The 20,976-nt window shown below is 73.2% G+C and carries 20 protein-coding genes; 12 read left to right on the top strand and 8 right to left on the bottom strand.

From position 1 onward, the window contains the following. Positions 1-16: 16 nt before the first annotated feature. Positions 17-2,503 carry a helicase-associated domain-containing protein gene (locus ACWD6N_RS03960; RefSeq protein ID WP_450004467.1) on the bottom strand — a complete coding sequence of 829 codons (2,487 nt, stop codon included), beginning with the start codon at positions 2,501-2,503 and terminating at the stop codon, positions 17-19. An 83-nt stretch (positions 2,504-2,586) separates the two neighbouring features. Between ACWD6N_RS03960 and ACWD6N_RS03965 the strand changes: the two genes are divergently transcribed. Together ACWD6N_RS03965 and ACWD6N_RS03970 are read left to right on the top strand one after the other, a co-directional pair. Further along, on the top strand, positions 2,587-3,210 hold the full coding sequence (locus ACWD6N_RS03965) for an HAD family hydrolase (RefSeq protein ID WP_354964405.1): 624 nt from the start codon (positions 2,587-2,589) through the stop codon (positions 3,208-3,210). 27 nt (positions 3,211-3,237) lie between these two features. Beyond that, on the top strand, positions 3,238-3,624 hold the full coding sequence (locus ACWD6N_RS03970) for a cold-shock protein (protein ID WP_088986676.1): 387 nt from the start codon (positions 3,238-3,240) through the stop codon (positions 3,622-3,624). Here the strand turns inward: ACWD6N_RS03970 and ACWD6N_RS03975 are convergent. Next, on the bottom strand, positions 3,585-4,433 hold the full coding sequence (locus tag ACWD6N_RS03975; protein ID WP_354964406.1) for a 1,4-dihydroxy-6-naphthoate synthase: 849 nt from the start codon (positions 4,431-4,433) through the stop codon (positions 3,585-3,587). The two genes, ACWD6N_RS03970 and ACWD6N_RS03975, sit on opposite strands and share 40 nt — an antisense overlap. 477 nt (positions 4,434-4,910) lie before the next feature. Between ACWD6N_RS03975 and ACWD6N_RS03980 the strand changes: the two genes are divergently transcribed. After that, complete coding sequence (locus ACWD6N_RS03980; RefSeq protein ID WP_354964407.1) at positions 4,911-5,741, top strand: GNAT family N-acetyltransferase; 831 nt, start codon at positions 4,911-4,913, stop codon at positions 5,739-5,741. A 15-nt stretch (positions 5,742-5,756) separates the two neighbouring features. Here the strand turns inward: ACWD6N_RS03980 and ACWD6N_RS03985 are convergent, their stop codons facing one another. Both ACWD6N_RS03985 and ACWD6N_RS03990 read right to left on the bottom strand, forming a co-directional pair. Beyond that, a complete protein-coding gene (locus tag ACWD6N_RS03985; RefSeq protein WP_354964408.1) occupies positions 5,757-6,407 on the bottom strand; it encodes a futalosine hydrolase in 651 nt (216 codons plus the stop codon). Continuing rightward, a complete protein-coding gene (locus tag ACWD6N_RS03990; RefSeq protein ID WP_354964409.1) occupies positions 6,404-8,005 on the bottom strand; it encodes an MFS transporter in 1,602 nt (533 codons plus the stop codon). The genes ACWD6N_RS03985 and ACWD6N_RS03990 overlap by 4 nt, the downstream gene beginning before the upstream one ends. An 87-nt stretch (positions 8,006-8,092) precedes the next feature. On the opposite strand from ACWD6N_RS03990, the gene ACWD6N_RS03995 reads away from it, so the two are divergent. Continuing rightward, positions 8,093-8,932 carry a DUF3027 domain-containing protein gene (locus ACWD6N_RS03995; RefSeq protein WP_354964410.1) on the top strand — a complete coding sequence of 280 codons (840 nt, stop codon included), beginning with the start codon at positions 8,093-8,095 and terminating at the stop codon, positions 8,930-8,932. Between the two features lie 35 nt (positions 8,933-8,967). Here the strand turns inward: ACWD6N_RS03995 and ACWD6N_RS04000 are convergent, their stop codons facing one another. After that, positions 8,968-9,213: a DUF2530 domain-containing protein gene (locus ACWD6N_RS04000; protein ID WP_354964411.1), complete on the bottom strand. Its 246-nt coding sequence runs from the start codon at positions 9,211-9,213 to the stop codon at positions 8,968-8,970. An 88-nt stretch (positions 9,214-9,301) separates the two neighbouring features. On the opposite strand from ACWD6N_RS04000, the gene ACWD6N_RS04005 reads away from it, so the two are divergent. From ACWD6N_RS04005 to thpR, 5 genes are all read left to right on the top strand, one after another. Continuing rightward, positions 9,302-10,780 (top strand): NCS2 family permease, encoded by a 1,479-nt coding sequence (locus ACWD6N_RS04005; protein ID WP_354964627.1) that lies wholly within the window; start codon positions 9,302-9,304, stop codon positions 10,778-10,780. 117 nt (positions 10,781-10,897) lie between these two features. Next, positions 10,898-11,347, top strand: coding sequence for a MarR family winged helix-turn-helix transcriptional regulator (locus ACWD6N_RS04010; protein ID WP_354964412.1), 450 nt, complete (start codon positions 10,898-10,900; stop codon positions 11,345-11,347). Positions 11,348-11,419: 72 nt separating this feature from the next. After that, positions 11,420-12,703 (top strand): MFS transporter, encoded by a 1,284-nt coding sequence (locus tag ACWD6N_RS04015; RefSeq protein ID WP_450004468.1) that lies wholly within the window; start codon positions 11,420-11,422, stop codon positions 12,701-12,703. A 147-nt stretch (positions 12,704-12,850) separates the two neighbouring features. Further along, positions 12,851-13,360 carry a hypothetical protein gene (locus ACWD6N_RS04020; RefSeq protein ID WP_354964414.1) on the top strand — a complete coding sequence of 170 codons (510 nt, stop codon included), beginning with the start codon at positions 12,851-12,853 and terminating at the stop codon, positions 13,358-13,360. An 11-nt stretch (positions 13,361-13,371) separates the two neighbouring features. Continuing rightward, positions 13,372-13,950: an RNA 2',3'-cyclic phosphodiesterase gene (gene thpR / locus ACWD6N_RS04025; RefSeq protein WP_387322881.1), complete on the top strand. Its 579-nt coding sequence runs from the start codon at positions 13,372-13,374 to the stop codon at positions 13,948-13,950. 84 nt (positions 13,951-14,034) lie between these two features. On the opposite strand, the gene sepH is transcribed toward thpR, so the two are convergent. The 3 genes from sepH to ACWD6N_RS04040 form a co-directional block, all read right to left on the bottom strand. Beyond that, positions 14,035-15,114: a septation protein SepH gene (gene sepH, locus ACWD6N_RS04030; protein ID WP_387322883.1), complete on the bottom strand. Its 1,080-nt coding sequence runs from the start codon at positions 15,112-15,114 to the stop codon at positions 14,035-14,037. Between the two features lie 185 nt (positions 15,115-15,299). After that, positions 15,300-16,427: a phosphoserine transaminase gene (gene serC, locus ACWD6N_RS04035; RefSeq protein WP_387322885.1), complete on the bottom strand. Its 1,128-nt coding sequence runs from the start codon at positions 16,425-16,427 to the stop codon at positions 15,300-15,302. A gap of 271 nt (positions 16,428-16,698) precedes the next feature. Then, the gene (locus tag ACWD6N_RS04040) at positions 16,699-17,805 is read right to left on the bottom strand and encodes a citrate synthase 2 (RefSeq protein WP_387322887.1); all 1,107 of its coding nucleotides are present in this window, start codon (positions 17,803-17,805) and stop codon (positions 16,699-16,701) included. Positions 17,806-18,085: 280 nt separating this feature from the next. Here ACWD6N_RS04040 and pdxH point away from each other — a divergent pair, with 280 nt between their 5' ends. Genes pdxH through ACWD6N_RS04055 form a run of 3 tightly spaced genes read left to right on the top strand, consistent with a single transcriptional unit; the run spans position 18,086 to position 20,958 of the window. Next, entirely contained in the window at positions 18,086-18,715 is a 630-nt protein-coding gene (gene pdxH, locus ACWD6N_RS04045; RefSeq protein ID WP_387323566.1) for a pyridoxamine 5'-phosphate oxidase, read from the top strand. Then, positions 18,712-20,010 (top strand): MFS transporter, encoded by a 1,299-nt coding sequence (locus ACWD6N_RS04050; protein ID WP_354964419.1) that lies wholly within the window; start codon positions 18,712-18,714, stop codon positions 20,008-20,010. The genes pdxH and ACWD6N_RS04050 overlap by 4 nt, the downstream gene beginning before the upstream one ends. Positions 20,011-20,028: 18 nt before the next feature. Beyond that, a complete protein-coding gene (locus ACWD6N_RS04055; RefSeq protein ID WP_449935562.1) occupies positions 20,029-20,958 on the top strand; it encodes an aldose 1-epimerase family protein in 930 nt (309 codons plus the stop codon). The last annotated feature ends 18 nt before the right edge of the window (positions 20,959-20,976 follow it).

Consider the following 20,976-nt stretch of genomic DNA (forward strand, 5'->3'; position numbering starts at 1 on the left):
GTCGCCCGGCCTCCGGTCAGTCCGCCAGCACCGCCGCGGTGATCCGGTGCAGCGCGAAGGTGTGCAGCATCTCGGTCCGTTCGTCCTCGGCGCGTAGGTAGCCGGCGCCGATCGAGACCGGCTTGACCAGTCGGGACGCGGTCGCACCATGGGCGTCCACGTATCCCACCCAGACCAGCGCCCGATCCCGCACGGCCTGCTGAAGCACGGCCAGCGCCTCGCTGTGGGTGTGCGCCGGCACCGGGCCGCCGCCGAGGCCGACAGCCCCGCCGCGCACCACCGCCGGTGCCCGTCGGGCCGCCCGCGCCGCCGCCTCACCCCGCCGGATGTGCTCCACCACGCCCAGCAGCCGAGGCATCGGCAGCTTCGGGGCGACCAGCGGATCCAACGTCCGGATGGTCACGGGCACCCGGGCCGGGGCCCGCCGGATCCGTGGCCGGGACAGCACCGTGCCGCCGCTACCGTCCTCCTGCGCCGGGGCGTACCCGGCGTCGCGCAACGCGCTCAGCAGCCGACCGACCTGGTACGGGGTGGTCAGCACCGTCGGGGCGAGCCGGCGCAGCGTCAGCGATTCCAGCCGCCGGTCGGCAAGCACCTCGCTGAGCAGCGTCTCGTCGTCGCTGCGCAGGTACGCCCCGGCCAGGCCGACCCGCAACCTGCCGTGTTTGCGGGCCACGTCGTCCACCAGATAGGTGAGCCCCTGCGGCACCGGGGTACGCGACCGCCGCCGGAATACGTCGTGCAGGTCGTCGGCCGAGTAACCGGCGTCCAGCGCTCGCCGCACACTCGCCGTCGTGACCCGGTGCACGCTGGCCCCGCCGGCCGACTCGGGTTCGGTCATCGCCTCCAGCTCGGCGGCGAGCGCCGGCTCGGGTGGCCCGGGCACCACCACCGTCAGGTCGGCCTGCACCAGGAAGTGGTCGACCGGGGCGGGCAGTAGCGCGTCCAGCGCCCGTGCCGCGCTGGACGGGTCGCCGCTCTCGGCGTCCGCGTGCAGCCCCAGCGGGTCCTCGCCGCCCGACTCGTCGGCCGAGGTCAGGTCGGCCAGCAGCAGCCGGCCGTACGAGGTGAGCGCCCCCAGGCCGGTGACGCCGAGCTGCGCCGCCTCGGCCAGCACCTCGCGGTGGGCGGCCTCCCGGCCCCGGCTGCGTCGCGGCGCCCGCCAGTCCAGCAGGTCCTGCACCTCCTCCGGAGTGGGTGAGGTCGCCGGTTCCAGGTCGGCGAGCACCGCGAGCACCGCCCGTCGGGTGCCCGGCGCTCCGGCGCGCTCGGCCTCGGCGGAGAGCGCCGTGATCGGCCGGTCCCGGTCATCGCGCCGGCCGACCAGCCCGACCTGCCGGGTCATGGTCAGCCACGCGCGGGCCAGCTGCTCCCAGCGTTGGGCCAGCGAGGCGGCCCGCCACACCTCGTACCCGCCGGTCGGCAGCACCTGCTGATCCGCCCCGTACCGGGTGGTGGTCGCACCGGGCAGCTCCAGCTCGCCGGCGAGCCCCGCCGCGTACGCCACCTCCAGCAGCAGCGCGGTGGTCGGCTCGTCCAGCCCGGCGGTGCGGGCCAGCCGGCGCAGGTCCCGTACGCCGATGCCGCCCGAGCGCAGCACCGGCGCGGGTTCGGCGGCGAGCTGGTCCAACAGCCCTTCGGTGTGCCGGACCACCTCCATCGTCTGTCCGGCTCCGGCGGAGTCGACCGCCTTCGCCTCGCGCGGCGCGGCGGCCACGGGCGGCGGGCTGGTGCGCAGCGGCCCGAGCGGGCCGCTGTCGCGGCGCAGCAGCAGGCCGACCTCGCGGGGCAGCTCGACAGTGCCGGTGGTCGTCGACGAGCCGGTCGAGACAGGGACCAGCAGCCGGTTGTCGACCAGCCAGCGCACCGGGGAGCCGGTCGGCGCGCCGCCGTTGGTCGGGTCCGAGAGCAGGGCGTCCTCCGCGCCGAGCGGCGGTGCCTGCAACGCCCCCGGGGGCACGCTGCCCACCGGTGGTCCGGCCGCCAGCCGGTCCAGGATCGCCCGGGCCGAGGGAGGAGCGGCGAGCAGCGTCCGCCGGAGCTTCGCCGGGTCCGCGCAGAGCGCGGCCGTGCGCGGGTCCAGCTCCGCGGCCGGCCGGCCCAGCCCGGCGGGGTACGGAGCCACCTCGTCGACGGCGGGTACCACCTGGAGCGCGTGCTCCGGGCCGTACAGCAGGAAGAGCGCGCGCAGCCGGCCGACGGCGGCCCGGACGGCCGTCGGCGCCGGCGGGTGGGGCCCGGCGGTCGCCATGGCGAGCACCGCCTCGGTGGCCGTGGTGCCCTCGTCCGGGTCCCGGGTGAGCCGGGCGGCGTCCAGTATCTGGAGGGTGAACTGGTCCAGCCCGTCCAGCGCGCGGGCCACCGAGACCCGGGACTGGGCCCGGATGGCCAGGGCGGAGATGTCGGCCGGCACGGGCACGACGAGGTCCGGCCGCAGCTGGAGGAGCGCGGCCAGCGATTCGTCGGGCAGCGACCGCAGGTGGTCGGCGAGTGAGGTGGTCATCGTCTTACCACGCTAGCCCGGCACCGGGCCGTCGCGCCCCTCGGACGTCCGCCCGGCAGGGAGTCGCCTGTACGTTTCTGGGCATGCCCGCTCTGACCGTCGGATTCGACCTCGACATGACGCTGGTGGACTCCCGCCCCGGCATCGCCGCGGCCTACCGGGCGTTGACCGCCCGGACCGGCGTGCCGGTGGACGCGGACCTGGCGGTGTCCCGGCTCGGTCCGCCGCTGCGCACGGAGATCGCGCACTGGTTCCCGCCGGAGCAGGTCGAGTCGGCCGTGCACGCGTTCCGCGAGCTGTACCCGGCGTACGCGATCACCCCGACGGTGCCGCTGCCCGGCGCGCGGGAGGCGATCGACGGGATCCGCGCGCGGGGCGGACGGGTGCTGGTCGTCACGTCCAAGGTCGGCCGGTTGGCCCGCCTGCACCTGGACCACCTCGGCCTCGCGGTCGACGAGCTGGCCGGTGACCTGTTCGCCGAGGAGAAGGCGACGGCTCTGCGGGAGCACGGGGCGACCCACTACGTCGGGGATCATGTGGCGGACATGGTGGCGGCGAGGGCGGCCGGGGTGCCCGGAATCGGCGTCGCCACCGGGCCGTGCTCCCCGGATGAGCTGCGTGCCTCCGGGGCGGAAATGGTGCTGGACGACCTCACCGGATTCCCAGCGGCGCTCGACGGCATGATCCAGCTAGCCTTGGAGCAGTAGCGGCTCAAGTGAAGCAGGGGTTTTCAGGTGCCTACGGGTCGAGTGAAGTGGTACGACACGGCCAAGGGATACGGCTTCGTCACCAGTGACGAGGGCGGCGACGTGTTCCTGCCCAAGGGCGCGCTGCCGGCGGGCGTCACCGACCTCAAGGGTGGCCAGCGGGTCGACTTCAGCGTGGTCGACAGCCGCCGGGGCGCGCAGGCCATGGGAGTCAAGCTGCTGGACGCTCCGCCGTCGATGGCGGAGCTGCGGCGCCGGCCGGCTGAGGAACTGCACGGCCTCGTCGAGGACATGATCAAGGTGCTGGAGGCGAAGGTTCAGCCGGATCTGCGCCGGGGCCGGTATCCGGACAAGAAGACCGCGCAGAAGATCGCTCAGCTGGTCCACGCGGTCGCGCGCGAGCTGGAGGTCTGAGGCACCAGGCCGGCGTCGGCGGCGCGGTCGAGCAGCGCCGCGACCGCCGCGAAACCGGCCTCGCCCAGGTCGGCGGTGAACTCGTTGACGTAGAGGCCGATGTGCCGGTCCACCACGTCGAGTTCCATCTCCTGGGCGTGCGCGAGCACGTACTCCCGGCTGGCCGCCGGGTCCGCCCAGGCCTGTCGGACCGACTCGCGGACCCAGCCGGCTGCGGCCTCCGGGTCCACCACGCCGCGCTTGGCCAGGATCGCGCCGAGCGGAATGGGCAGGCCGGTGTCGGCCTCCCACCACTCGCCGAGGTCGACCAGCGCGGTTAGGCCGTGCCGGTGGTAGGTGAACCGTGCCTCGTGGATGACCAGCCCGGCGTCGTAGCGGCCGGCCGCGACGCCCGGCATGATCTCGTGGAACGGGACCACCTCGATCCGGGCCGGCGGCCGGCCCGCCGACCAGAGCCGGAACAGCAGGTACGCGGTGGTCCGGTCACCCGGCACCGCCACCGTGGCGCCGGTCAGGTCGGTGCGGTCCGGCCCGCCGGTGCGGTCGCCCCGGGTGAGCACCAGTGGCCCGCACCCGCGGCCGAGGGCGCCCCCGCAGGGCAGCAGGTGGTAGTCGTCGAGCAGCCACGGCAGCGCCGCGAAGCTCACCTTCACCAGGTCGAACGCGCCCCGCTCGGCGGCCGTGTTGGTGACGTCCACGTCGGCGTACGTCACCTCGACCGGCGGTGCGCCGGGTACCCGGCCGTGAACCAGGGCGTCGAAGACGAACGTGTCGTTGGGGCAGGGCGAGATCGCCAGGGAGAGCGCCACGCCTCCACGTTAGCCCCGCCCCCGCACGCTCCCGCGCGCCCACCCGGCTCACTGTGACCTGCTTGGCCCTCCGGCGAGCCTTCACGCCCCCGGCCGCACGCCCCACGCCCCTGCCACTCCCGCCGCACGCCCTGGCACTCACTGCCAGCTGCTCGGAAGACACCGTCAGGGTATGGGGTGTCACTGTCACTCCTGTAGAGCTGCCCCATCTGTGGGGCGCCGTGACCTTGGGTGGGCGTACTGGTTGCGGCGGCTGATGGCGGCGGCGGTGGTGGGGGGTGGCGGGTAGCTGGTGGCCGTGACGGTGCCCGATCGTGGGTCTGTCCCAGCTGCCCATCGGCTCGCCCCATCAATGGGGCAGCTCTACAGGCGCCGACGAAGGGGCTACGCGCAGCGGCGGCGGCGCTGTCCACAGGCTTATCCACAGGTGGGAGAGGGCTGTTGACGGCGCGAGGCTGAGCGGAAAACCATGGACGGATGGCTGCTGGCAAGGGTGCGATCGACGTCGGGGCGGCTCTGCGGGATCTTCGTCGACGTGCCGACCTGAGCCAGCGGGAGTTGGCTGAGCGGTCCGGGGTCCCGAAAAGCACGCTGGCCCGGATTGAGGCGGGCGAGGGCGGCGAGCCGGCGTTCCGGACGGTGGAGCGTCTGGTCCGCGCGGCAGGCGGCGAGCTTGCGCTCAGGCTGCCCGGCGACCCGTGCTCCACCCCAGACGACGCCGAATCGTCGAGCGTGTCGGACGACGAACCGCGGGACGAGGCTGGGCGTCGCTACCCCGCGCACCTCGACGTCCGTCGGGTCCGGACCCTGCGGGACTGGCCGGGTGCCTGGTGGGTGCATTCGTACACGCTCCCCGAGCGGTTGTGGCCGGTGCGCGTTCCAGAGCTGACCTACGACCTGGATCGAGCGCGGCGAGACGAGCGGCGGAGGCGGGACCGGACGCGGGCCCAGGTGGGGTTTCGACGTGCCCCCGAAGGACTGCCCACCACGTCCTGGCGTTTTCTTGCCGAGGTGCCCGGGGCCGGGCCGGTCGGTGAGCTGAGGGCCCATGAGCGGAGCGTGGACCTCCTCCTCGGCGAAGATTGGGGTGACCGGCGTGAGCTGGTGTTGGAAGGCGTGGTCGTTGCTCCCGGCCTACGGACCCTGGGCATTGGGCGTCAACTGATCGGGCTGCTGGCCAAGGAGATGGCAACGGCCGGCATCCGGACCGCCCACGCGATTGCCGAGTTTGGCAACGTGGAATTTCTGCTCGCCTGCGGGTTCGAGCTGCAGGCGAATCGACCGTCGGCGCTGACCCTCGAAGTCTGAGCCGCCCTGCCGGGGTCAGCGCAGCGCCGGGGCCGCTGTGGTCAGGGCGGTGAGGGCTTCGCGTAGCCGCCAGGCGTCGCGGTCGCGGGGGCCGATCGGGTTGGAGATGGTACGCAGCTCGGCGAAGGGCACCCCGGCCTGCGCCGCGGCGACCGCCACCCCGTACCCCTCCATGGCCTCGGCGACCGCCCCCGGATGTCGGCGGCGCAGCTCCTCGGTGCTGGCGACGGTGCCGGTGACCGTGCTGACGGTGAGCACCGCGCCGGTCGTGGCGGACGGCAGAGCGGCCCGCAGCGCCGCCAGCAGCCGTGGGTGAGCTGGCACCACGCTGCCGTTGCCCAGCAGCGCGGGCGGCATGCCCAGCTCGTCGACGGGGATGAAGCCGTCCGGTGACTCGGCGCCCAGGTCGGCGGCGATGCTGGCGGTGCCGAGCACGATGTCGCCGACCTCCACCCTCCCGACGAAGCCGCCGGCCACGCCGGCGCTGACCACCGCGCGGTACGGGCGCCCGGCCGCCTCGGCCAGCGCCAACAGTCGGGCTGTGGCGGCTCCGGCCACGGCCGGGCCCACCCCGACCGGGGCCACGGTGACGGTGGCGTCGGTCAGCCCCGCGCGGACCGCGTCCGCCTCGGCGGGCACCGCGGTCACCACCAGCAGGCCGGTCACGACAGCGGCCCGGGGGACTCCCGGCGGGTCTCGTCGTCCGCGCCGCCACCCGGTCCGCCGACCGCCGAGGAGGGGCGGTAGATGTGGTAGCCCGGTGGTGCGAGCCCCGGGTCGTCGTACTGCGGCGAGCCGGCCTGGGTCGGCGCCGGAGAGGTGGGCGTTCGGTCACCGAAGTCGTCCGTCGACTCGTCGTCGGCCAGTTCGTCGTCGCCCAGCGGCCGGCCGGCCAGCTTCTCGCCGCGCAGCCGTGCGGCGACCAGCACACCCCGGGTCGCCGCCAGGACGCCCACTCCGGCGGCGACCGCGATGCCGGTGCGACCGTCGAACGGCACCAGCCCGAGCCCGCCGCCCGCCACGAAGGCCAGCATCAGCACCGTCTCCGAGTGGGCGAAGGAGCTGGCCCGCAGCCGCTCCGGGATGCGTTCCTGGATCGAGGCGTCCACGGCGAGCTTGGCCACCCCACTGACCAGCGCGGTGACCAGGCAGAGCAGGGCCACCATCGGCAGCGAGAAGCGGATGACGGTGAGTACGGCCACCCCGGCCACGATGATCATGCTGCTGGACTGGATGGCGGTCGGCCGGTGGATGCGCAGGCGGGTGCCGACGGCGGTGGCCAGGAAGCTGCCGACCGCCAGCGCGCCGCCGACCAGCCCCAGCGCCCACTCGGCGCCCAGGTCCCGACCGAACATCACCGTTGTCAGGTCGCCCTTCTTGATGGCGAAGGCGAGGAACAGCAGCAGGAAGCCGTAGACCGCGCGCAGGGTCGCGGAGCCGATCAGGGTGGCGATCACCAGACGGCCGGCGGGTCGGCCCCGCCCCAGTGGGCGGTCCCCCCGGCGACGGCCCAGCGCGCGCAGCGGCCGGGGGACCCGTTCCGGTGGCTCCGAATCCGCCTTCGGTGGCAGGCGCAGGGAGATCACCATGCCGATCAGGAAGATCACCGACGCGACCCGTAGCGGCCACTGCGGCCCGAACCAGAACGCCGCCAGCCCGATCGGGGCCACCAGTGCGCCCGCTACCGTGCCGTAGACGCTGGCCCGCGCGCCCACCTGGGAGAGGCCGAGCCCTTCCGGCAGGAGCCGGGGCACCGCCGCGGACCGGGCCACGCCGTACGCCCGGGACAGCGCGAGCACCCCGAACGCGGCCGGATACAGCCCGAAGCCGTGGATGTAGTCGGAGATCAACCAGGCCAGGAACGCCCGGCCGAGCATGGTGGCGGCCAGCGCGTACCGCCGGCCGTGCCGGAAGTGGTCCAGCAGCGGGCCCACCACGGGGGCGAGCATCGCGAACGGCACCATGGTCACCAGAAGGTAGAGCGCGACCTTGCTGCGGGCCTCGCCCAACGGCACGTTGAAGAAGATCGTCCCGGCCAGGCCGATGGCGATCAGAGTGTCTCCGGCGCAGGACACCGCGTGCAGGTCGAACAGGCGGACCATGCCGACCTCGCCGCCGGCACCCCGGGCGCGCGCCCGGCCGGCCCGGCGGGTCACCCAGCGCCCGCTGCCCACCGAACCACGCAACAGCAGCCGGATGGTGCGGATGCTGGTGCCGACGGTGCGCCCGAGGACGGATCGCCCGGAGCGGGAGTACGACGGCATGTCCACCATCCTCGCCCATCCGATCGAGGTACGCGCAGCACTGCGGCGAAAGGTTCCCCGGGAGTCCCTGTCACCCCTGTTCGACGCATGGGGAACAATGGTGAGGTGACCAGGCCCGCCTCCACCCGCGCCGCCCGTCTCGACCAGGTCTGCGCCGCTGCCGTCGAGGTGGCCCGCGCCGGCATCACAGAGGTGGACGCCGACGAAGTCGGCGACCACCTGCAGGTCGTGGCCGAGGGCGACCGGCTGGTCACCCACTATTTTGAATGCCGTCTCGCCGGCTACCGCGGTTGGCGTTGGGCGGTCACCGTCACCCGGGTGCCGCGCAGCCGCACGGTGACCATCTGCGAGACGGTGCTGCTGCCCGGCCCCGACGCGCTGCTCGCGCCCGGCTGGTTGCCCTGGCAGGAGCGGCTCAAGCCGGGTGACCTGGGCCCTGGTGACCTGCTGCCGACCGCGCCGGACGATGAGCGGTTGGCCCCCGCCTACCTGCTCTCGGACGACCCGGCGGTCGAGGAGACGGCCTGGGAACTGGGCCTCGGTCGTGCCCGTGTGCTCTCCCGGGAGGGCCGCGCCGACGCGGCGCAGCGTTGGTACGACGGCGATCACGGCCCGGCCGCGGCGATCTCCACCGCTGCCCCGGCCGCCGCCCGCTGCGGCACCTGCGGCTTCTACCTGCCGCTGGCCGGCGCGATGCGGCTGGCCTTCGGCGCGTGCGGCAACTTCTACGCTCCCGACGACGGCCGGGTGGTGAGCGCCGACCACGGCTGCGGCGCCCACTCCGAGACGCTGATCGAGGCGGCCGAGACCGCGGTGGAGGAACTGCCCACGGTCTACGACGACAGCGCGGTGGAGGCCATGTCGGTGAGCCGCGCCCCGGGTTCGGTGGAGGCCGCCGAGCCGGCGGAGCCGTACGGGCACCCCTGACGGTCCGCGCCGGGTGTGCCGGCGCTCCGGCGGGATCAGCTCGTGCGGCGGCGGCGTCGGTTGGCGTCGTGCCGCATCATCACGGCGAGGCCGGGGAAGCCCCACAGGAAACCGGCCAGGCAGGTCCAGAGCCAGTTCTCGTGATCGTGCTCGGTCAGCCAGCCCCGGAAGAAGATCAACAGGACCAGCCCGGCCACTGCCCACCCGATCAGCCCGGCGACGGCGAACGGCACCATCGGTGGGTCCAGCGGCGCGGGCCGCGGAGGCTGCTCGTTCGGCACCCGGCAAGCGTACGCGATCGACTTCCCCTGCCCGCTGGTGATCTGGGACGATGCGCGCGACAACTGGAAGATCACCTGCGAGGACCTGATGGCAGTAACGCCGCCCGAGAACGGCACACCACCCGACCCCGCTCATCCGCGTAACGGCTTCGACCGGTTCTTTGAGATCTCCGCCCGTGGCTCGACGCTGAGCCGCGAGGTACGCGGTGGTCTGGCGACCTTCTTCACGATGGCGTACATCGTGGTGCTCAACCCGCTGATCCTCGGCGGGGCCGTCGACGGCGACGGCAAGACTCTCCCGATCCCCGCGCTGGCCGCGGCGACCGCGTTGGTCGCCGGCCTGATGACGATCCTGATGGGTGTGGTGGGCCGGTTCCCGCTGGCGCTCGCCGCCGGTCTGGGCGTCAACGCGCTGGTGGCGTACGAAATCGCGCCGGAGATGACCTGGGCCGACGCGATGGGCCTGGTGGTGATCGAAGGTGTGATCATCGCGGTGCTGGTGCTGACCGGCCTGCGGACCGCGGTGTTCCGCTCGGTGCCCACCCAGATGAAGACCGCGATCGGGGTGGGCATCGGCCTGTTCCTGACGATCATCGGTCTGGTGGACGCCGGCTTCGTGCGGCGGATCCCGGACGCCGCCAACACCACCGTCCCGGTCGGCCTGGGCATCGGCGGCAAGCTGGTGAGCTGGCCGATGCTGGTCTTCGTGGTGGGTCTGCTGCTCACCCTGGTGCTGGTGGTCCGCCGGGTGAAGGGCGCGATCCTGATCGGCATCCTCGCCTCGACCGTGCTGGCGGTGATCGTGGAGGCGATCGGCAACATCGGCCCGTCCTTCGTCAACGGTCAGCCCAACCCCAAGGGTTGGTCGCTGAACGTGCCGGAGCTGCCGAAGACGGTGGTGGACCTGCCGGACCTGTCGCTGCTCGGCAAGTTCAACGTGCTCGACTCGTGGGGCCGGGCCGGCTGGCTGGTCGTGCTGATGTTCGTCTTCACGCTGCTGATCACGGACTTCTTCGACACCATGGGAACGATGGTGGCGGTGGGCCAGGAGGGCGGCCTGCTCGACGAGCGGGGCACCCCGCCGAAGGCCAAGGAGATCCTGCTGGTCGACTCGATCGCCGCGGCGGCCGGCGGCGCGGCCAGCACCTCCAGCAACACGTCGTACATCGAGAGCGCCGCCGGTGTCGCGGAGGGCGCCCGGACCGGGGCGGCCAACCTGGTCACCGGCGTGCTCTTCCTGCTGGCGATGTTCCTGGCCCCGCTGGTGGTGGTCGTGCCGTTCGAGGCGGCCTCGACGGCCCTGGTGGTGGTCGGCTTCCTGATGATGACCGCGGTGCGGACGATCGACTGGTCCGACTACGAGATCGCCATCCCGGCGTTCCTCACGATCGTGCTGATGCCGTTCACCTACTCGATCTCCAACGGGATCGGCGCCGGCCTGATCACCTTCGTGGTGGTCAAGCTGGCCAGGGGCAAGGCCCGGGAGATCCACCCGCTGCTGTACGGGGTCGCCGCGCTGTTCGTGCTGTACTTCCTGCGCGGGCCGATCGAGTCCCTGGTGCTCTGACGCACGTCCGGGCGGGGGGTCAGAATCGGAATCCCCCGCCCGGAACAGCACGAACGTCCTCGTGAGCCTGGTCATATCGGATGTCGTTAGCCAGGCTCATTAGTTAAGCTAACTATCGTGACGGAGCGGACGGTGACGGCGGAACGCGTGCCACCGGCGCAACTGGCTCCCCAGTTGCGTGATGCGATCACCCGACTCAACCGGCGGGTCCGCCAGGCCCGACCGGTCGGCGACCTCACGGTCACCCAGGTCTCCGCGCTCACCAGCCTGCGGCTGGCGGGCGCGCTGACGCCCCGGGAACTGGCCGACGTGGAGCGGGTGCAGCCACCGACGATGACCAAGATCGTCGGGAAGTTGGAGGACCGCGGCCTTGTGCAGCGGACCCCCCATCCGACCGACGGCCGGCAGGTCATCCTCGCGGCGACCGAAGGAGGGCAGGCCGTGCTCGACCAGTTCGAGCGGGCCCGCGATGAGTGGCTGGCCCACCGGCTGGCCGCGCTCGACGAGGACGAACGGGAGACCCTGCAGAGGGCCGCCCAGATTCTTCAGCAGCTCGCTCGCGCCTGAGCCGCGCCCGCGCCACCGGGCCGTGCCGTCACCTGTCGATGACGCGTACGTCCCGGAGGAGGCGCACCAAGAGTGCGGGCCAAGTTGAGCACGATGTTCCAGTCCCTGCAGGTTCGCAACTACCGGCTATTCGCATCCGGCCAGCTGATCAAGCTGATCGGCGTCTGGATGATGTTCATCGCCCAGGACTGGCTCGTCCTCGAGCTCTCCGACAACTCGGCCACCGCGCTCGGCGTGGTCACCGCGCTGCAGTTCACCCCCGTGCTGCTGCTCACGCTGCTCTCCGGCCGGCTCGCCGACCGGTACGACAAGCGGGTGCTGCTCTTCGCGGCCAACGCCTTCTGGACCGTGCTGGCGCTCGGCATGTCCCTGCTGGTCCTCACCGACCTCGTGCAGCTCTGGCACGTCTTCGCCTTCGCCGCGCTGCTCGGCACGGCCAACGCCGTGGAGACCCCGGTCCGGCAGGCGTTCGTCTCCGAACTGGTCGGCACGTCGCTGCTGCCCAACGCGCTGTCGCTGAACGCGGCCGTGTTCAACTCCGCCCGGATCGTCGGCCCGGCCGTCGCCGGCCTGGCCATCGCCGCCTTCGACGTGGGGCCGGTCTTCCTCTTCACCGCGCTCAGCTCGATCGCGCCGCTGGTCAACGTGGTGCGGATGCGGACGGCCGAACTGCACCGCGACGCCCTGCCGCCGCGGGACGAGCGGGCGTCCGCCCGGGTGGTCGACGGGCTGCGGTACGTGTGGCGCCGCCCGGACCTGCTGCTGCCGATGGCGGTGATGTCGGTGATCGGCATGTCGCTGTTCAACTTCCAGCTCACCCTGGCCGCGCTGGCCAAGACGGTCTTCCACACCGGTGCCGCCTCGTTCGGCCTGTTCAGCACCGCGCTGGCGGTCGGCGCGCTGGGTGGCGCGCTCAGCGGCACCGGCCGGCGCAGCCGACCGTCGGTCTGGCTGGTGCTCGGTGCCGCGATCGCCTGCGCCAGCTTCGGCACCCTGGTCGGCTTCGCGTCGACCTACTGGCTGGTCGTGACGCTGCTGGTGCCGACTGGCTTCTTCATGGTCTTCTTCGCCCAGGCCGCCAACCAGCGGGTCCAGCTGGGTGTGGACGCGGCCTTCCGGGGGCGGGTGATGGCCCTGTGGGTCCTGGTGTTCCTGGGCACCAACCCGGTCGGCGCGCCGCTGATCGGCTGGATCGCCGAGCACTTCGGCGCTGGCGCCAGCATCTGGATGGGCGGGTTGATCTCGCTGGCCACCGCGTTGATCGCGCTCACCTGGCAGCTGCGCCGCGCCGGCGCCCGGCTGCGCTTCCGGGTGCTGCCGATGCCCCGCTTCTACGTCACCTCCACCGACTGCTGAGGTGTGAAGGAAGGGCCCCTTGTTATCGGATTTTGCATAACAAGGGGCCCTTCCTAACCCGGGCCCGGGAGCACGTCGTGTTGAGCGCATGGCGCGGATGCGGCCAATCAGGTGGCGGGCCGGCACGATGGGGCTTAGCGTCGATACGTGGGAGTCGGACGCGCGCTGATGCTGGCCCTGGCGTTCCTCGCCGTGGCCAGCCTTCCGGCGGCGTTCGCCCTGCTCTTCTGCGCCGACGAGATCCTGGATCGGGTGGTCTGCGGCTGGTCGGAGTGGCGTGAGCGCCGACGGGAACGACGCACCATCGCCCGTCTCGACCGCGCCATCGAAGCCGACGCCCTGACTCGGGACATCGACCTCAGCGAGTTCGACCGCACCGACCGGCGGCCCCTGGAACAACTCGCCGCCGACCTGCGGCGCCTCGGCGGCCAGCGGCTCGGCGGCACCGGCCGGCCGATGGTCTGGCACGGCGCGGTGGTCCAGGCGTACGACGACCGGCTCCGACTGGCGTGCCGAGCCCTCGGCATCACCGAACACCTCGCCGAGCTGAGCGGCGTCGACCAGGAGATCGAGCGGGTCCGGGTGGAAGGCGTGCTGCACGCCGCCGGGCTGACCCTGCCGGCGGCCCGAGCCGGGCACCGGCAGCGGCACCGCTGAGCGGTCGACGGTTGCGGCTCTTCGTCGCGGTCTGTCCGCCCGCCGAAGCGGTCACCCATCTCGGCGCGCAGGTCGCCCGGCTGAGGGTCGGGGCGGCAGCGGCCGCCGGCACCAACGTACGGCTCGCCGACCCGGCCCACCTGCACCTCACCCTGGCCTTCCTCGGTGACGTCGAGACGGCCCGGCTGGTCGAGGTGGAGAGCGCGCTCGGGCTGGCCGCCGAATGGTTCCGGGACGGCCGGGACGCCTCGCCCCGGCTGAGCCTCGGCGGCGGCGGCCGGTTCGGCGGGGGGCGGTTCACCGTGCTCTGGGTGGACTGCCGGGGTGACGTCGAGGCGCTGCACGTGCTGGCGCGACTGATCCGGTCCCGGCTGCGGCACGCCCGGCTGCCGCACGACGACAAGCCGTTCCGCCCGCACCTGACCGTCGCTCGGCCCGGCGACCTGGTGGACGTGGCCGACGTTGACGCCGACCGGGCCGCCCTGGACGACTACCAGGGCCCGCCGTGGGCGGCGACCGAGTTGCTGCTGGTACGCAGCCACCTCGGCCCCCGGCCGCGCTACGACCGCCTCGCCGCCTGGCCGCTCTGACTCAGCCCGCAACCGGCCCTGCCACGGGCACTTGGCGTGCTTCGCGCTGACGGGTGGCGAACCGCCACCCGCCAACGCGAAGCGTCAGGAGGACTCGCGCGCGGCCGGACCGCTGCCGAAGAGCACGTCGTCCCAGCTCGGCAGCCGCTTGCGCGGCTTGCCGTTGGCATCGGTGGACTCGCCGCCGGCAGCCGCCGCGGCGCCCGTCCGGCGGGGCCGCAGCACCGCCAGCGACGGCACGGCCGGCACCTCCTTGGGCGCGTCCGAGTCGTCGTCGAAGGCCGACCCCTGGCCGCCGCCCAGCAGTGCCGCTGCGCCGCCACCGACCGCCCGCTGCCGGGGCGCGTCGGACCCGGCGAGGGCAGCCGGGGTACGCGGCTCCAGGCCGCGGCCCGACGAGGCGCCGAGCGGGCGGTCCAGTGAGGCGAGCAGTGCGTCCCGCCCGGCTCGGATCGGGTCCCGGCCGGGACGCGGGTGCTCGGAGGCTGCCGGCAACCCGTGCCCACCGCGACTCGGCTCGCCGCGCGACGGACCGGGCAGGGCGTGCCCGCCCCGCTCCGGCGCCGGCTCCTGGCCGAGGATCGGCGTGGGCCGCTCGGCGCACAGGTACTGCGCCATGTCGTCGTGCGGGGTGACCGCCTGCCGGGTCTTGTCGAGATCCCAGATCGCCTGCGCGGTGGCCTTGCCGGAGGGCCAGGTGGCGATGATCCGCCAGGTGCCGTCGTCGCGGCGGTACGCGTCCCAGGAGATCTTCTCGGTGTCGATGCCGTGCTGGCTCAGCCGGCCGTTGACCACCTCGGCCAGCGGGGTGGGCTTCTCCGCACCCTTGAGCCGGGTGCGGCGGGCGTGCTGGGCGAGCATCGCCCGCTCCTGGAGCACCGGGCCGGCATAGCGCAGGACCCGGTCGACCGGCACACCGGCGATCCGGGCGACGTCCTCGGCGGACTCACCGGAGCGGATGCGGGCCTGAATGTCCCGGGGGGACAGTGAGGGGATCGGGTCGGCGGCGGTCGGCGCCACCGCGAGCGGCGGAGCACCCGGCTCGGCGTGCAGGGCGCCGGCGATCCGCTCGTCGATCGGCAGGGCGAGCAGCCGCCCGACCTCGTCGGCGAGAACCAGAGCATGGCCGTCCTCGGAGAGGGCGACGAAGCGTACTGGGCGCATAGCGTTGCCTCCGTCCCGCTTCGCTGGCCGCACGCCACGAGTCGGCCACCCAGGCGTCTCGGACCACCGTACGCGCATCTGTCTCGGGGTGGGGGAAGCGACACCCCGCATGTCGCGACTGAGCTGCAACGATGATCACGGTCGGTGTCCGCCGAGGTCCCGATGGACACCGACCGTGACGATCGTCAGAGACGCTCGACCACGTAGTCGATGGACGCGGTCAACGCCTCGACGTCGGCCGGCTCGATGGCCGGGAACAGCGCCACCCGCAGTTGGTTGCGACCGAGCTTGCGGTACGGCTCGGTGTCCACGATGCCGTTGGCGCGCAGTGCCTTGGCGACGGCCGTGGCGTCCACCCCGTCGACGAGGTCGATGGTGGCGACCACGTTGGACCGCAGCGCCGGGTCGCTGACGAACGGGGTGGCCACGGTGGACCGTTCCGCCCAGCCGTACACCGTCGCGGCGCTCTCCGCGGTGCGCTTCGCGGCCCAGGCCAGCCCGCCCTGCGCGTTCATCCAGTCGGTCTGCTCGGCGGCCAGGAAGATGGTGGCCAGCGCCGGGGTGTTGTAGGTCTGCTGCAGCCGCGAGTTGTCGATCGCCGTGACCAGGTCGAGAAAGGCCGGGATGTACCGCCCGGAGGCCTTGATCTCGGCGGCCCGGTCCAGCGCGGCCGGGGACATCAGGGCCAGCCAGAGACCACCGTCGGAACCAAAGCACTTCTGCGGCGCGAAGTAGTAGACGTCGGTCTCGCCGACGTTGACCTCCAGGCCGCCGGCGCCGGACGTGGCGTCGACCAGCAGGAGCGCGCCCTCGTCCGCCCCCGCCACCCGGCTGATCGGCACGGCCACGCCGGTCGAGGTCTCGTTCTGCGGGGTCGCGTAGACGTCCACGCCGGCCTCGGCGACCAGCGTCGGCGCGCTGCCCGCGTCGGCCTTGCGGATGGTCGGATCGCCCAGGAACGGGGCGTCCTTGACCGACTTGGCGAACTTGGCGCCGAACTCGCCGAAGCTGGCGAACTGCGCCCGGTCCCGGATCAGGCCGAAGGTGGCGACCTCCCAGAACGCGGTGGTGCCGCCGTTGCCGATCACCACCTCGTAGCCCTCGGGCAGCGAGAAGAACTCGGCGATACCGGAGCGCAGCCGGGCCACCTGGTCGCGGACCGTCTTCTGCCGGTGCGAGGTGCCCAGGTAGCTGGTGGCCACCTCGGCGAGGGCGGACACGGCCGCCGGACGGACCTTGGACGGGCCGCAGCCGAAGCGTCCGTCGGCGGGCTTGATCTCGTCGGGAATCCGGATGAGCGGTGCGTCAGCCACGGTCTTGAAGGTCCTTCCGCATGGGCGGGGGCGGGGCCCGGTGCGGACCGGCGGCGGGCGCGTACGCGGGGCGCACGGCGGGCCGGGATCCGTACCGGCGATCCGGCGACACTGCCGGCCCCCATCCTCGCACCCTGGCCGGGCGGTGGGTGTCGCGGTCCCGAGGGCCGGCCTGAGTCCTTCGCCACACCCGGCGCCGCCTGCCGGGCGCGTTGTTAGGAAGGGGCCCCTCCTATACACGAGGCGTTAAGAAGGGGCCCTTCCTTACCGCTCAGACGCCGTGGGGGATGGCGCCCCAGCCTTCGACGTCGCTGGGCTTGCGGCTTTCCGGGCCGACGTAGCGGGCGGACGGGCGGACGAGCCGCTGCAGGCGCTTCTGCTCCAGGATGTGCGCGCTCCAGCCGCCCATCCGGGCGCAGGTGAACATCGAGGTGAACATGTGCGCCGGCACCTCGGCGAAGTCCAGCACCACGGCCGACCAGAACTCGACGTTGGTCGCCAGTACCCGGTCCGGGCGGCGGGCCTGCAGCTCGGCCAGCGCCGCCTTCTCCAGCGACTCGGCGATCTCGAAGCGCGGCGCGCCCAGCTCCTTGGCGGTACGCCGGAGCACTCGGGCGCGGGGGTCCTCCGCGCGGTAGACCCGGTGGCCGAAGCCCATCAGCCGCTCGCCGCGGTCCAGCACGCCCTTGACGTAGCCCTCGGCGTCCCCGCTGCGCTCCACCGCCTCCAGCATGCTGAGCACCCGGGACGGGGCGCCGCCGTGCAGCGGGCCGGAGAGGGCGCCGATGCCGGAGGAGATGCAGGCCGCCGCGTCGGCCCCGGTGGAGGCGACGATGCGGGCGGTGAAGGTGGAGGCGTTCAGGCCGTGCTCGGCAGCCGAGATGAAGTAGGCGTCGACGGCCTTGACGTGCCGCGGGTCGGGCTCGCCCCGCCAGCGCTTCATGAACCGCTCGACGATGGTCTGCGCCTTGTCGATCTCCTTCTGCGGCACCGCCGGCAGGCCGAGGCCCCGGGCGGACTGTGCGACGAAGGAGAGCGCGGTCACCGAGACCCGGGCGAGGTCCTCGCGGGCCTGCTCGTCGGAGATGTCCAGCAGTTGGCTCAGACCCCAGTACGGGGCCAGCATGGCGACCGCGGACTGCACGTCCACCCGGATGTCGCCGGAGTGCACCGGCACCGGGAACGGCTCCGCCGGCGGCAGGCCCGGCCCGAACCGGCCGTCGACCAGCAGCGCCCACACGTTGCCGAACGAGACCTGGCCGATCAGATCCTCGATGTCGACCCCGCGATAGCGCAGCGCGCCACCCTCACGGTCAGGTTCAGCGATCTCGGTCTCGAAGGCGACGACGCCCTCCAGCCCGGGTTTGAAATCGGCCATGTCGCTCTCCTGGATCTGGTCGGTGCGCCCGGTGAGCTCATCCGGCCCGGTCGGCCGAGCGCCTCAGGCGACCCTCAGGGATGTGTTCGGAACATCTTGCCTGCTGAGTAACCGGATACGCGACCCGCTGCGACTGTGCTGCACACGACATCCCCGGACGCGCATTCTCCGCGCCGCTCGGCAAGACTGGGCGCTGCGGTCTGGCCAGCGCGGGAGGGCGCCGGCGGGGCCGCCGAGAAGGAGTGGGAACGTGACGGGCGACACACCCGCCCCGGCCGCGATGCGTAACGAGTACGCCGCGGACCTGGGCCTGACCGAGGCTGACCTGGCCGCCGACTGGCACACGCAGTTCGACCGCTGGTTCGCCGACGCGGTGGCCTTCGGGCTACCCGAACCCAACGCGATGGTGGTGGGCACCGCCGACGCCGCCGGCCGGCCGAGCGGGCGGACGGTGCTGCTCAAGGGGTACGACCCGGACGGCTTCGTCTTCTTCACCAACCACCTCTCGCGCAAGGGTGTCGAGGCGTCCGCCAATCCGTACGCCAGCCTGGTCTTCCCGTGGTTCCCGATGCAGCGTCAGGTGGTGGCCACCGGGCGCGTCGCCCCGGTCGACCGTTCGGTGGCCGAGGCGTACTTCGCCAGCCGCCCGCGCGGCTCCCAACTGGGCGCCTGGGCCAGCCCGCAGTCGCAGGTGGTGCCGGACCGGGCGGCTTTGGAGGAGAGCTACCGGGCGGCTGCCGAGCGGTTCGACGGCGAGCCGGTGATCCCGACCCCGCCGCACTGGGGTGGGCTGCGGGTCCGACCCGACACGGTGGAGTTCTGGCAGGGCCGGGCCGGTCGGTTGCACGACCGGCTGCGCTTCCGCCTGCTCGACGAGGGCGGCTGGACCGTCGAGCGGTTGGCACCGTGACCGGTGTGCAGGAGGCCCGGCCGCGCGGAGCGCGCCGCTGGGCGATCGATCTGCGTCCGCTTCGCGTGCCGGCGTACCGGAGGGTGTGGTTCGGCAACAGCGTGGCGATGTTCGGCTTCCAGTTCACCGCGGTGGCCGTGCCGGTGGAGATGTTCGGGCTGACCAAGGGATCGTTCTGGGTCGGCCTGCTCGGCGTGGCGGGTTTCCTGCCGCTGCTGGTGTTCGGCCTGTGGGGCGGTGCGGTCGCCGACGCCCGGGACCGGCGTCGGGTGCTGCTCGGCGGCGGCGTGCTGCTCTGGGCCTCGACGGTGGCGCTGCTGGCGCACGCCCTGCTCGGGCTGGGTAGCCCGCTGCTCCTGCTGCTGCTCGTGGCGTTGCAGTCGACCGCCTTCGCGATCACCTCACCGACCCGGAGCGCGATCCTGCCCCGGCTGGTCCCGGACGAGCTGGTGCCGGCCGCGAGCACGTTGAACTTCACCACCTTCACCGCCACCTCGGTCTTCGGACCACTCGCCGCCGGGCTGATCTTCGCCATCTGGCGGACCGATGTGGGACTGCCGATCGCGTACGCGGTGGACGCGGTGCTGTTCGGCGCCTCGTTCTGGGCGACGTGGCGGTTGCCGGCGATGCCGCCCGAACCGGACCCGGCGGCCGAGAACGGTCCGCGTCGGGCCGGCCTGAGCAGCGTCATCGACGGGTTCCGGTACCTGGCCACCACGCCGGTGCTGCTGCTCTCGTTCGGGGTGGACCTGATCGCGATGATCCTGGCCATGCCCCGGGCGCTCTTCCCGGAGATCGCCACCGAGCGGTTCGGCAATCCCGCCGCGGTCGGCTGGCTCTACAGCGCCATCGCGATCGGCTCGATGATCGGCGGGCTCACCTCCGGCTGGATCGGCCGGCTTCGCCGGCAGGGGCTCGGGCTGGTGCTGGCGGTGGTCGGCTGGGGGGTGGCGATCGCGGCGGCCGGCCTGGCCCGTCAGCTCTGGCTGATGATCGCCCTGCTGGCCGTGGCCGGTGCCGCCGACCTGGTCAGCTCGGTGCTGCGCCAGTCGATGCTGTTGATCTACGCGCCGGATCGGATGCGCGGCCGGTTGCAGGGGGTGAACACGGTCGTGGTGGCCGGCGGTCCGCGCCTGGGCGACCTGCGGGCCGGCACGATGGCCGCCGGGTTCGGCGTCGGGGTGGCCTGGGTGGCCGGCGGGCTCGCCTCGGCGGTGCTCGTGGTGGCGCTGGCGGCCGCCTTCCCGGCGCTGCTGCGCTACCGGGCGGCGGCGTCGAGCGGGGACCGGACGTGACCGGTTAGGGTCGCCGGCATGGACAGCCCCGACCAGCGCCCCTTCTCCGGCGCCCAGTGGACCATCTCCACCGCCGGCCACGAGGCCGTCATCGTGGAGGTGGGCGGCGGGCTGCGGACGTACCAGCACGACGGGGTCGACCTGGTCGACGGGTACCAGGCCGACGAGGTCTGCCCCGGCTGCGCCGGGCAGGTGCTGGCGCCCTGGCCGAACCGGATCCGCGACGGCCGCTACTCCTTCGGAGACCGGACGCACCAGCTCCCGCTGACCGAGCCGGAGCGGCACGTGGCGATCCACGGGCTGGTCAACTGGGTGCCGTGGCGGCTGCTGGAGCAGTCGGCGGACGCGGTGACGGTCGGCTACGACCTGCCGCCGCAGCCCGGTTACCCGTGGCCGCTGCGGCTGCGCAGCCGGTGGAGCGTCGGCCGGGGCGGGCTGCGCGCCGAGCACGAGGTGACCAACACCGGCGCTGCGCTGGCGCCGTTCGGCTTCTCCGTGCACCCGTACCTGCAACTGCCGGGCGTCGCGGTGGACGACCTGGTCATGCGGCTGCCGACGCGTACCCGGCTGCTGGTGGACGGGCGGCTGCTGCCGGTCGGCGCGACCCCGGTGGCGGGTACCGAGTACGACTGGACCAGCCCCCGCCGGATCGGCCGTGCCCAGCTGGACCTCTGCTTCGGTCAGGTGATCGCCGACGCCGACGGCGGCTCGTCGGTGAGCCTGGCCGCGCCGGACGGCTCGTCCGGGGTGAGCATCTGGGCGGACCAGGAGTTCGGCTGGTGGCAGGTGTTCACCGGGGACGCGCTCACGGGCGAACGGCATCGTCGTTCGGTGGCGATCGAGCCGATGACCTGCCCTCCGGACGCGTTCCGCTCGGGCAAGGATGTGCTCACGCTCAAGCCCGGCGCGACCTGGCGGGGCGCCTGGGGCATCCGCCCCGGGGCTTGAGCCGGGCCGGCGGGGGAG

It is taken from the genome of Micromonospora sp. NPDC005163, assembly GCF_053599835.1.

Bases quoted from the DNA above. Each gene is read 5' to 3' on its own strand.
- ACWD6N_RS03960 (WP_450004467.1), bottom strand. From the start codon at position 2,503: ATGACCACCTCACTCGCCGACCACCTGCGGTCGCTGCCCGACGAATCG.
- ACWD6N_RS03965 (WP_354964405.1), top strand. From the start codon at position 2,587: ATGCCCGCTCTGACCGTCGGATTCGACCTCGACATGACGCTGGTGGAC.
- ACWD6N_RS03980 (WP_354964407.1), top strand. From the start codon at position 4,911: ATGGCTGCTGGCAAGGGTGCGATCGACGTCGGGGCGGCTCTGCGGGAT.
- ACWD6N_RS03990 (WP_354964409.1), bottom strand. From the start codon at position 8,005: ATGCCGTCGTACTCCCGCTCCGGGCGATCCGTCCTCGGGCGCACCGTC.
- ACWD6N_RS03995 (WP_354964410.1), top strand. From the start codon at position 8,093: ATGGGGAACAATGGTGAGGTGACCAGGCCCGCCTCCACCCGCGCCGCC.
- ACWD6N_RS04005 (WP_354964627.1), top strand. From the start codon at position 9,302: ATGGCAGTAACGCCGCCCGAGAACGGCACACCACCCGACCCCGCTCAT.
- sepH (WP_387322883.1), bottom strand. From the start codon at position 15,114: ATGCGCCCAGTACGCTTCGTCGCCCTCTCCGAGGACGGCCATGCTCTG.
- ACWD6N_RS04040 (WP_387322887.1), bottom strand. From the start codon at position 17,805: ATGGCCGATTTCAAACCCGGGCTGGAGGGCGTCGTCGCCTTCGAGACC.
- pdxH (WP_387323566.1), top strand. From the start codon at position 18,086: ATGCGTAACGAGTACGCCGCGGACCTGGGCCTGACCGAGGCTGACCTG.
- ACWD6N_RS04055 (WP_449935562.1), top strand. From the start codon at position 20,029: ATGGACAGCCCCGACCAGCGCCCCTTCTCCGGCGCCCAGTGGACCATC.